The sequence below is a fragment of the Amycolatopsis sp. NPDC003676 genome, from assembly GCF_053587275.1.
The window spans coordinates 1-9,727 of sequence record NZ_JBSFNS010000190.1 but is presented as its reverse complement, the minus strand read 5'-3'; the positions used below and the strand labels follow the sequence as shown (position 1 = coordinate 9,727).

General features: G+C 69.4%; 12 protein-coding genes. 10 read left to right on the top strand and 2 right to left on the bottom strand.

Translation table 11 applies throughout. The features are described 5' to 3' along the window. Window positions 1-193: 193 nt before the first annotated feature. From ACWDNU_RS43925 to ACWDNU_RS43900, 6 genes are read left to right on the top strand one after another with little or no spacing between them, the layout of a single operon-like run. Window positions 194-490, top strand: coding sequence for a YciI family protein (locus ACWDNU_RS43925; RefSeq protein WP_370935275.1), 297 nt, complete (start codon window positions 194-196; stop codon window positions 488-490). A 1-nt stretch (window position 491) separates the two neighbouring features. After that, entirely contained in the window at window positions 492-692 is a 201-nt protein-coding gene (locus tag ACWDNU_RS43920) for a hypothetical protein (RefSeq protein ID WP_370935276.1), read from the top strand. A 44-nt stretch (window positions 693-736) separates the two neighbouring features. After that, window positions 737-1,492, top strand: a complete 756-nt coding sequence (locus ACWDNU_RS43915; RefSeq protein WP_370935277.1) for an SDR family oxidoreductase — start codon at window positions 737-739, stop codon at window positions 1,490-1,492. A 14-nt stretch (window positions 1,493-1,506) separates the two neighbouring features. Then, window positions 1,507-2,163, top strand: coding sequence for a histidine phosphatase family protein (locus ACWDNU_RS43910; RefSeq protein WP_378397332.1), 657 nt, complete (start codon window positions 1,507-1,509; stop codon window positions 2,161-2,163). A gap of 9 nt (window positions 2,164-2,172) precedes the next feature. After that, window positions 2,173-3,093 (top strand): SMP-30/gluconolactonase/LRE family protein, encoded by a 921-nt coding sequence (locus tag ACWDNU_RS43905; RefSeq protein WP_370935279.1) that lies wholly within the window; start codon window positions 2,173-2,175, stop codon window positions 3,091-3,093. Window positions 3,094-3,143: 50 nt separating this feature from the next. Beyond that, window positions 3,144-3,965 (top strand): MerR family transcriptional regulator, encoded by an 822-nt coding sequence (locus tag ACWDNU_RS43900; RefSeq protein ID WP_449673206.1) that lies wholly within the window; start codon window positions 3,144-3,146, stop codon window positions 3,963-3,965. Between the two features lie 21 nt (window positions 3,966-3,986). Here the strand turns inward: ACWDNU_RS43900 and ACWDNU_RS43895 are convergent, their stop codons facing one another. Both ACWDNU_RS43895 and ACWDNU_RS43890 read right to left on the bottom strand, forming a co-directional pair. After that, the gene (locus tag ACWDNU_RS43895) at window positions 3,987-4,814 is read right to left on the bottom strand and encodes an enoyl-CoA hydratase family protein (protein WP_449673205.1); all 828 of its coding nucleotides are present in this window, start codon (window positions 4,812-4,814) and stop codon (window positions 3,987-3,989) included. Continuing rightward, window positions 4,811-5,515, bottom strand: coding sequence for an SDR family NAD(P)-dependent oxidoreductase (locus ACWDNU_RS43890; protein ID WP_370935281.1), 705 nt, complete (start codon window positions 5,513-5,515; stop codon window positions 4,811-4,813). Before ACWDNU_RS43890 ends, ACWDNU_RS43895 begins: the two co-directional genes overlap by 4 nt. Before the next feature lie 88 nt (window positions 5,516-5,603). Here ACWDNU_RS43890 and ACWDNU_RS43885 point away from each other — a divergent pair, with 88 nt between their 5' ends. The 4 genes from ACWDNU_RS43885 (at window position 5,604) to ACWDNU_RS43870 (ending at window position 9,594) form a co-directional block, all read left to right on the top strand. After that, window positions 5,604-6,377 (top strand): PaaX family transcriptional regulator, encoded by a 774-nt coding sequence (locus ACWDNU_RS43885; RefSeq protein WP_449673207.1) that lies wholly within the window; start codon window positions 5,604-5,606, stop codon window positions 6,375-6,377. An 8-nt stretch (window positions 6,378-6,385) separates the two neighbouring features. Beyond that, window positions 6,386-7,177, top strand: coding sequence for a tryptophan 2,3-dioxygenase (locus ACWDNU_RS43880; protein ID WP_449673204.1), 792 nt, complete (start codon window positions 6,386-6,388; stop codon window positions 7,175-7,177). Next, window positions 7,174-8,373, top strand: a complete 1,200-nt coding sequence (locus tag ACWDNU_RS43875) for a kynureninase (RefSeq protein WP_449673203.1) — start codon at window positions 7,174-7,176, stop codon at window positions 8,371-8,373. The genes ACWDNU_RS43880 and ACWDNU_RS43875 overlap by 4 nt, the downstream gene beginning before the upstream one ends. Before the next feature lie 147 nt (window positions 8,374-8,520). Next, entirely contained in the window at window positions 8,521-9,594 is a 1,074-nt protein-coding gene (locus tag ACWDNU_RS43870; RefSeq protein ID WP_449673202.1) for a Glu/Leu/Phe/Val dehydrogenase dimerization domain-containing protein, read from the top strand. The last annotated feature ends 133 nt before the right edge of the window (window positions 9,595-9,727 follow it).

Below are 9,727 nucleotides of genomic sequence, written 5' to 3'. Positions count from 1 at the left end.
TACACAGCCGCGGACAGCCCGTACGGCGAGGCCTGCATGATCTGCAGCGCTTCGGTTTCCGAGCTGATCCGCTGCAGCCGGGCCACCGGTCATCCGCGCCGGACGAGCCTGGCTTGCGCGCGCGGCCGAAGCGGCAGACCATGAGCCCGATCCCCGTCAGCGGGGCGGTTTCCCTCGATCGCAGGTGATCGGAATGGCGAAATTCCTTCTGCTTTACCGCGCCGATCAGTCGGCCGCGGAGCGCATGGCCCAGGCGACGCCGGAACAGCAGGCCGCCGGGATGCAGGCTTGGATGGCGTGGTTCGCCAAAGCGGGCGACGCAGTGGTGGACGGCGGCGCGCCCACCGCGGGCGGCGACGGCACGATCGGCGGGTATTCGATCGTGCAGGCCGATTCGGCGGACGCGGTGCGGGGCCTTCTCGAGGGGCATCCGCACACCGAGATCGGCACGATCGACGTGCTGGAAATCCTTCCCCCGCCGGGGGCGTGAAATGGCCGAGCCGGAGTTCGACGGCAAGTGCGCGTTCGCACTGAGCCTGGGGCCGGCGGGGAAGGCGCCCGCGGGCAAAGCGCAGCACGCGCTGGAGGTCGACGGCAAGACGTACTACTTCTTCGGGGCGGTGCCGAAGCTCCTGTTCCGGCTGATTCCCGGCAGCCGGGAGCGGGCCGAGCGGAGGTGGGCGGCGAGGTGAGCCGCAGGAGCACCCGGTTGGTTACCAGCGGGTAGGCTCCGGGCATGGTCCTGCGGCAGAACATCCTGATCACCGGAGCCAGCTCCGGTCTCGGCGAGGGAATGGCCCGGCAGTTCGCCGCTCGCGGCCGCAATCTCGCGCTGTGCGCCCGGCGCACCGAACGGCTCGACGACCTGGCCGCGCAGCTGCGCGAGGCGTACCCGGGCATCACCGTCGCGACGCGCGCGCTCGACGTGACCGACCACGCGCGCGTCTTCGACGTGTTCGAGGAATTCCGGACGGAGCTCGGCAGGCTCGACCGCGTGATCGTCAACGCCGGGCTCGGCAAGGGACAGCCGGTCGGCGCGGGCCGGTTCGACGCCAACCTGCAGACCCTCGAAACCAACCTCGTCGGCGCGGTGGCCCAGATCGAGGCGGCGGCGGGCATCTTCCGCGAGCAGCGCGACGGGCACCTCGCGGTGATCTCGTCGTTCATGGCGCTGCGCGGTTTTCCCCGGAATCTCACCGCGTACTCCGCGTCGAAGGCAGGGATTTCCGCGTTCGCCGAGGGCGCGCGGCTGGAGCTGAGCAGCCACGGCATCACGGTCACCGACATCCGGCCTGGCTACATCAGCTCCGAGATGACCGCGCGCTCGACCAAACCCAATCCGCTGATGGTGTCGGCCGAAGCCGGAGCGCATGCGCTGGTCAAGGCGATCGAAGCGGAGCCGAAGCGCGCGTACGTGCCTTCGTGGCCCTGGGTGCCGCTGAGTCTCGCGGTACGCTTGGCCCCTGGCCGGTTGCTGCGGATGTTTTCCTGACGGGACGGGCGTAAATGGGTGCGATCTACCTGATCCGGCACGGGCAGGCGTCGTTCGGCGCGGCGGATTACGATGCCTTGTCGCCGCTCGGTTTCGAACAGTCCACATTGGTCGGTGCGGAGCTGAAACGGCGCGGAGTCGAGTTCGCGCAGGTGCGCTCGGGAACGCTGGCCCGCCAGCGGGACACCGCGGCGACGGCGTTGAAGGTGCTCGGCTGCGACGTGCCGGTGATCGAGGACGAACGCTGGAACGAATACGACCACGTCGACATCGCGGCGCACCACGCGGGCGGTGCGCCGCAACAGGATTCGCGCGAGTACCAGCGGTTGCTGGACGCCGCGCTGACCGCGTGGGTCGACTCCGGCGACACCGGCCCGTGCGCGGAAAGCTGGCCCGCTTTCCTCGGCCGCTGCACGGCGGCGCTGGCGGAACTGGCCGGTTCGCTGGGCAAGGGCGAAAACGGGCTCGTGTTCACCTCCGGCGGGGTGCTGGGCGCGGTCGCCGGATCGCTGCTGGGCACGCCGGGGCCCGGGCTGCTGAAGCTGAACCGCGTCACCGTGAACACCGGAATCACGAAGCTGACGTCCGGTCGCGGCGGGGTGAACCTGTTGTCCTTCAACGAGCATCCGCATCTCGAAGGCGAGAACGCGCGGCTGCTCAGCTACCGGTAGGAGGCCGGCGTGCAGTTCGGTGAGGTCACGGTCGTCCCGGTGAACGGGCACGGTCCGGAAGATGTGGTCGTGGACGCCGAGGGCCGGGTCTACACCGGCGTCGACGACGGCCGGATCCTGCGGCTTTCGCCGGACGGGCGGCGGATCGACTTGATCGGCGACACCGGCGGCCGTCCCCTGGGACTGGAACTGTACGGCGACGACGAACTGCTGATCTGCGACGCCCGCGCCGGGTTGCTCACCATGCCGCTGGCCGGCGGCGAGACCACAACCCTCGCGACGTCCGGTGCCGGGCTGGATTTCGTGTTCTGCAACAACGCCGCGGTCGCCGCCGACGGCACGGTCTACTTCACGGATTCCTCGCGTCGCTTCGGCATCGACAACTGGCGCGACGATCTCATCGAACAGACCGCAGGAGGACGGCTCCTGCGCCGCGCGCCGGACGGCCACATCGACCTGCTCGCCGACGGTCTCCAGTTCGCGAACGGCGTCGCGCTGCCGCCCGACGAATCCTTTGTGGCGGTTGCCGAAACGGGCGCGTGCCGGGTGAGCCGGGTCTGGCTGACCGGTCCGCGCGCGGGCGACCAAGACGTCCTGATCGACGATCTGCCGGGCTTCCCGGACAACATCGCGACCGGTTCGGACGGGCTGATCTGGATCACCGAGGCCAGCCCGCGCATCCGTGCCCTCGACGTCGTGCGCCGTCTGCCGCGCGCGGTCCGGACGGCGGTGCGCGCTCTGCCGGACGCGGTGCAGCCCGCGCCGAAACGCCGGGTGGGCGCGGTGGCGGTCACGCCGGACGGTTCGGTGGTGCGGGAACTGCGCGGCGAGATCCCGGGATTCCACCTGCTGGTGGGCATCCGCGAGTACCACGGACGGCTGTGGTTCGGCTCCCTGGAAGAAAACGCGATCGCCTACACGGACCTCTGATCAGCTTTCTTGACTCTCACACCGTGTCAGGCGGTCAACTCTAAGACGTCATGTTCACTATCGGAGACTTCGCCCGGCACGGCCGCGTCTCGGTCCGCATGCTGCGGCACTACGACGCGACCGGACTGCTGCGCCCGGCCCACGTCGACCCCGCAACCGGTTACCGCTACTACGCCGCCGCCCAGCTGGCGCGCCTCAACCGCGTCCTCGCGCTCAAGGATCTCGGCTTCACTCTCCAGCAGGTCCAGGAGATCCTCGACGAGAAGGTCACCGCTGAGCAGCTGGGCGCCATGCTGCGGCTGCGGCGGGCTGACCTGGAGGCGGCGATGGCGGCAGCGGCGGCCCGGCTGGTCCGGGTCGAGGCGAGGCTCCGCGCGATCGAAAGCGAGGGGCACATGCCCGAGAACGACGTCGTCATCAAGAGCGTCCCCGCCGTGCGGGTGGCGGAGCTGACCGCGATCGCCGCGAGTTTCGAGCCCGAGGACATCGGCCCGGTAATCGGACCGCTCTACGAAGAGCTTTCCCGGCGGCTGGAGGCGGCGGGCATCGTGTGCACCGGACCCGGCGTGGCCTACTACGAGGACGTTCCGGAGGCCGACGGCAAGGTCGTCGTCCACGCCGCCGTCGAGGTTTCCGCCCCGCCGCGGGACGGCGACGTCCGGGTCCACGACCTGCCGCCGCTGGACCGAGCGGCGGCCATCGTGCACCGCGGTTCGATGGAGACGATCGACCCGGCGGCCCAGGCCTTGGCCCGCTGGATCGACGCCAACGGCTACCAGTCGACCGGCTATCCCCGAGAGGTCAACCTGGAGTGCCCGGAAAACCGCGACGACTGGGTGACGGAACTCCAGGTCTCGGTGACCAGGGCCTGATCAGCTGTCCTTCACGGACGATCAGCGGCCGGTCCACTGCGGACTGCGACCGGCGGCCCAGGCGGCGTAGAACTCCTTGTGGTCCTTGGCGGTCATCAACAACGCCTGCGTGATGGCTTCCAGTTCGATCGAGCTACCGAGGTCGCTGTCGAGTTCGCGGGTCAGCAGCACCTTCGTGGTGGAGTACGCCAGCGCCGGGCCGTCCGCGAGCCGCCGGGCCAGTGCGGTGGCCTCGTCGGCCAGTTCGGCGTCCGGCACCACGCGGTTCGCCAGTCCGATCGCTTCGGCGCGCGCGGCGGGGAGTTTGTCGCCCAGCATCAGCAATTCCGTCGCGCGCCCGAGGCCGACCAGGCGCGGCAGCAGGTACGCCGAACCCATGTCCGCGCCCGCCAAGCCGACCTTCGTGAACAGGAACGCGAACTTCGCCGATTCGGCCAGCAGCCGGAAATCGCTCGCCAGCGCGAGCACCGAACCGGCACCGGCCGCGACGCCGTTGATCGCCGCGATGATCGGGATCGGGGTTTCGCGCATGGCTTTCACCACCGCGCCGGTCATCCGGGTGAATTCGAGCAGTTCCGCGGTGTCCATTTTCTGCAGTTCGCCGATGATTTCCTCGACGTCGCCGCCCGAACAGAATCCGCGGCCCTTTCCGGTGAGCACGAGCACTCGCACATCGCCGCGATGCGGCAATTCGGCGACCAGGTCGCGCAGGTCGGCGTAGACGTCGAAGGTGAGCGCGTTGAGCTTTTCCGGACGGTCGAAGGTCACCGTCGCGACTCCGTCGTCCACAGCGAACTCGAAGTGCTCCCACGATTTCGTGAGCGGGACACTGGCGCGGAACGGGCTCATTTCTGGATTCCTCCACCGTCGAGTACGAGAGTCTGTCCGTTGATCGCGGCCGCCTCCGGGGCGGCGAAAAACTCCACGGCGTAAGCGATTTCGCCGGGTTCGAGCAGCCGTCCGAGCGGGGAGGCGGCGGCGAGCGCGGCTTCCGCGTCGGCTTCGTCGCGGCCGGTACGTTCGCGGATCCGGGCCACCGAGGTCGCAGTCATGTCGGTGCGGACGAACGACGGGCACACCGCGTTTGACGTGACGCCGGTGCCAGCCACCTCTGCCGCCACCGCCCGCATCAAACCGACCGCCGCGTGCTTCGACGCGGTATAGCCCGAGGTATAGCGCGCGCCAGCCAAGCCCGCGGTCGACGCGACCGTGACGATCCGTCCGAAGTCGCGCTCGCGCATCCCCGGCAACACCGCGCGGGTGCACAGAAACGCGCCGGTCGCGTTCACCTCGAACTGGCCGCGCCAATCGTCGAGCCCCGTCTTCGCCAGCGGCGCGCTCGACGACACGCCAGCGTTGTTGACCAGCACATCGACCGGTCCGAGCTGGGCGAAGTACGCGCGGACGGCGGCCTCGTCGGTCACGTCGCACTCGGCGCGGCCGGGGGAGTGCACTGTCGCGCCGGCGCTGCGGAACCGTTCGGCGACGGCCGCGCCGATGCCGCGCGTGCCGCCGGTGACCACGACAACTCGGTCCGAAAAACTGCTCACTCCCGAAAGCTACACTGCAGCGGGCTGAGGTGTATAGAGTTGCCTCGTGCCCGACACCGAACCCGCTCGCACGCCCCAGGAGCTCGTGATGACGCTGCTGGGCAGCTACGTGCGCCCGCGCGAGAGCAAGCGCGTGTGGTCCGGCGGCCTCGTCGCGCTGCTGCACGAGCTGGGGTTCTCCGACGGCGCGGCCCGGATCGCGCTGACCCGGCTGGTGCGCCGCGGCCTGCTGTCCCGGCATCGCGAGGGCAGGCTGGTGCACTACTCGCTGACCGCCCGCACGGTCGCCCTGCTGGACGACGGCGACCGGCGGATCTTCGGCCTCGGCCGCCGCGACGAACCGGCCGGGACTTGGACCGTGTTGTGGCAGAACATCCCGGAAACCCGCCGCAAATCCCGCGAACGGCTGGTGCGGCGGCTGCGCTTTCTCGGTTTCGGCCCGGTCCAGGACGGCACCTGGCTCGCCCCGCACGACCGCGAGGCCGAGGTGCTCGCGGTGCTCGCCGAACTCGAAGTCGCCGAGCACGCCGGGCTGATGCTCGGCACGCCGTCCGCCGCGCTGGACGTGCGCCGGCTCGCCGGGCGGGCCTGGGACCTCGACGGACTGTCCGCTCGCTACGCCGCGTTCGTCGCCGAATTCGGGGACTGTCCGGACGATCTCAGCGACGCGCAAGCGTTCGCCGTCCGCACCCGCCTGGTGCACACCTATCGCGAATTTCCTTCGCTCGACCCGGAATTGCCGTCCGAACTGATCCCGGCGCCGGAAACCCGCGACGCCGCGGTCAAGCTGTTCCACGACCTGTATTCGGCGCTCGCGCCACCCGCGCAGCGCCACTTCGACCGAACCCTGTCCACGAGATGAGGAACCCGATGACCGGAACCGACGACACGCAAGCCGCGCTGAGTTACACGTCCTACCTGGCGCTCGACGAGGTGCTCTCCGCACAGCGCACGCGCTCGGACGAACACGACGAACTGCTGTTCATCGTGATCCACCAGGTCTACGAACTGTGGTTCAAGCAGATCCTGCACGAGGCCGCGTTCCTGCAGGAGAACCTCGAAGCGGGCAACACCGCGCATTCGATCCGCACGCTGCGCCGCATCCTGACCGTGCTGAAGGTGGTGGTCGCGCAGATCGACGTGCTGGAGACGATGACGCCCAGCCAGTTCACCAGCTTCCGCGCCCGCCTCGACGCGTCGAGCGGCTTCCAGTCCGGCCAGTTCCGCGAGCTGGAGGCGGTGCTCGGCCGCCGCGACGAGCGCGTGTTCGCGCACTACCCGGACGGCGGCGAGCAGCGCACCCGGATCGCCGACGCGATGCGCCGTCCGTCGGTGTTCGACTCGTTCCTGACGTATCTGTCCGGAAAGGGCTACCCGGTGGCCACCGATCGCGACGTCACCCGGCCGATCGAGGCGTCGCCGGAGCTGCAGGAAGTGCTGCTGAAGGTGTACCAGGACGACGGCGGCCCGTCGGTGCTCGCCGAGGCGCTGGTCGACCTCGACGAGGGCCTGCAGGAATGGCGCTACCGGCACGTGAAAATGGTCGAACGCACGATCGGCGACAAGACCGGCACCGGCGGCTCGTCCGGCGCGACCTACCTGCGCACCACCCTGTTCACCCCGATGTTCCCGGACCTGTGGGCCGTCCGGAGCCGGTTGTGACCACAATGGAATCCTTGCGCGCCAAGGAAAACGCGCTCGCCCCGCACTACTCGCGGTTCCGTGTCGCCGACCGGTTGCTGCTGTCCGCGCATTCGCACCAGGCCTGGCCGGACGTCGCCGAAGAGGGCCTGCGCGAAGCGTTCGCCGACGCCGCGGAGGAGGTGGACGAGAAGTGGGGCCGGGCCTTCGCGAAGGCCGACGAGCTGCGGAACGGGTTCCGGCAGTGGCTGTCCGATCCGCACGGTGATTACACGCTCGGCCAGAACACGCACGAGCTCGTGCTGAGGTTCCTGTCCGCGATCGAGCTGCGGAAGCGGCCGCGATTGGTGACCACGGACGGAGAATTCCACACTCTGCGCCGTCAGCTCACCCGGTTGGCCGAGGAAGGCGTCGAGGTCGTCCGCGTGCCCGCCGCGCCCGTGGCCACTTTGGCCGAACGGCTCGCCGACCAGGTCGACGACCGCACCGCCGCGGTGCTCACGTCGGCAGTGCTGTTCGAGACGTCCTGGATCGTGCCGGGCCTCGCGCACCTGGCGGAAACCTGCCGGAGCCGCTCGGTCGAGCTGGTCGTCGACGCCTACCACGCGGTCGGCGCGGTCCCGTTCCCGCTGCACGACCTGGGCCTCACCAACGCGTGGGTCCTCGGCGGCGGCTACAAATACCTGCAACTCGGCGAGGGCAACTGCTTCCTGCGACTTCCCGCGCACGCGCAGGAACTGCGCCCGGTGATTACCGGCTGGTACGCGGAATTCGGTGCTCTCGCCGACGAACGCCGACCAGACGAAGTCGCTTACGCACCCGGAGGCGATCGGTTCGCCGGAGCCACGTACGACCCGTCGAGCCACTACCGCGGTGTGCGGGTGCAGCGGTTCTTCGCCGACGAAGGACTCACCGCCGAGTTCCTGCGCGAGGTGTCGCAGCACCAAATCGGACTGCTCGCCCGCTGCTTCGACGACCTCGGTCTCCCCGACGACGTCGTCACCCGCGATCGAGAAACCCCGCTCGACGGCATCGGCGGCTTCCTCTCGCTGCGCAGCCCGGTCGCCGGACAGCTGTGCGAACGCCTGGCCGCGCGCGGCGTCCGGACCGACAGCCGGGGCCATTACCTCAGGTTCGGCCCGGCGCCGTATCTGTCGGATGAACAGCTCGAGACCGCGATTTCCACACTTCGGGAAGCTGTCGCGGATCTGGGGTGAAGCTCTCGGGATGCGGGTGGTGGCCCGGAGAACGGCGAAGTAGGTTGACGGTGTGCACCAGTGAGCGGGCAACCCCCGCTCCCCGGTGCGCACCGTTCACACATTTGCGCGGCCACGAGCCGCGTGGGAGACAAAGGAGTCACCACCGTGACCGAAGGCGTGTTCGGCCGGCACAGCGGCCATGAACAAGTCGTGTTCTGCCACGACGAGGCCAGCGGGCTGAAAGCCATCATCGGCATCTACTCCACCGCTTTGGGCCCGTCCCTCGGCGGCACCCGGTTTTACCCCTACGCCACCGAAGACGCCGCGCTGGACGACGTTCTCGCGCTCTCCAAGGGAATGGCGTACAAGAACGCACTCGCCGGACTCGACCTCGGCGGCGGCAAGGCCGTCATCATCGGCGACCCGAACACGCTGAAGTCCGAAGCGCTGCTGCGCGCTTTCGGCCGCTTCGTGGATTCGCTCGGCGGCCGGTACATCACCGCCTGCGACATGGGCACCTACGTGCGGGACATGGACGTGGTCGCCCGCGAGACCCGGCACGTCACCGGCCGCTCCCCAGAGGACGGCGGGGCCGGCGACTCCTCCGTGCTCACCGCTTTCGGCGTATACCAGGGAATGCGCGCTTCGGCGGACCAGGTCTGGGGCGTCCCCGAACTGACCGGCCGCCGCGTCGGCGTGGCCGGGGTCGGCAAGGTCGGCCACATCCTCGTCGGCCACCTGGTCGAAGCTGGTGCCCGCGTGGTGATCACCGATGTCGCACCCAGCGCGGTCGAACGCACTCGTGCGGCCTACCCCGGTGTCGAGGTGGTGTCCGATGTGGACACCATGATCGGCACCGAGCTGGACGTCTTCGCCCCGTGCGCGATGGGCGGCGTGCTCACCGACGAGACCGTGGCCGCCCTGCAAACCCGAATCGTCTGCGGCGCGGCGAACAACCAGCTCGCCCACCCCGGCGTCGACAAGCTGCTCGACGACCGCGGCATCCTGTTCGCTCCCGACTACCTGGTCAACGCAGGCGGGGTAATCCAGGTCGACGACGAACGGCACGGCTTCGACTTCGCCCGCGCCCAGCGCAAAACGGCGGCCATCTTCGACACCACGAAGGCGGTGTACGAACTGGCCAAGGCCGATGGCGTGCCTCCCGCTGCCGCCGCCGACCGCCTGGCCGAACGCCGGATGACCGACGTCGGCCGCCTGCGCTCGATCCTCACGGTGTAGCAAGGCAAACGGTCGTGAGGGGAACCCTGAGGGAATCTGATTCCCTGAGGGGGTGGCGCCGCAACCCACGCCCCCACGCCCAACACCGACGCCCCCTTCCCCCCCCCCCCCCCCACGTGTCATTACTTCACCA

What these genes read in the sequence shown, in the direction of transcription:
- ACWDNU_RS43925 (WP_370935275.1), top strand. Translation starts at nt 194, where the DNA reads ATGGCGAAATTCCTTCTGCTTTACCGCGCCGATCAGTCGGCCGCGGAG.
- ACWDNU_RS43920 (WP_370935276.1), top strand. Translation starts at nt 492, where the DNA reads ATGGCCGAGCCGGAGTTCGACGGCAAGTGCGCGTTCGCACTGAGCCTG.
- ACWDNU_RS43915 (WP_370935277.1), top strand. Translation starts at nt 737, where the DNA reads ATGGTCCTGCGGCAGAACATCCTGATCACCGGAGCCAGCTCCGGTCTC.
- ACWDNU_RS43910 (WP_378397332.1), top strand. Translation starts at nt 1,507, where the DNA reads ATGGGTGCGATCTACCTGATCCGGCACGGGCAGGCGTCGTTCGGCGCG.
- ACWDNU_RS43900 (WP_449673206.1), top strand. Translation starts at nt 3,144, where the DNA reads ATGTTCACTATCGGAGACTTCGCCCGGCACGGCCGCGTCTCGGTCCGC.
- ACWDNU_RS43895 (WP_449673205.1), bottom strand. Translation starts at nt 4,814, where the DNA reads ATGAGCCCGTTCCGCGCCAGTGTCCCGCTCACGAAATCGTGGGAGCAC.
- ACWDNU_RS43885 (WP_449673207.1), top strand. Translation starts at nt 5,604, where the DNA reads ATGACGCTGCTGGGCAGCTACGTGCGCCCGCGCGAGAGCAAGCGCGTG.
- ACWDNU_RS43880 (WP_449673204.1), top strand. Translation starts at nt 6,386, where the DNA reads ATGACCGGAACCGACGACACGCAAGCCGCGCTGAGTTACACGTCCTAC.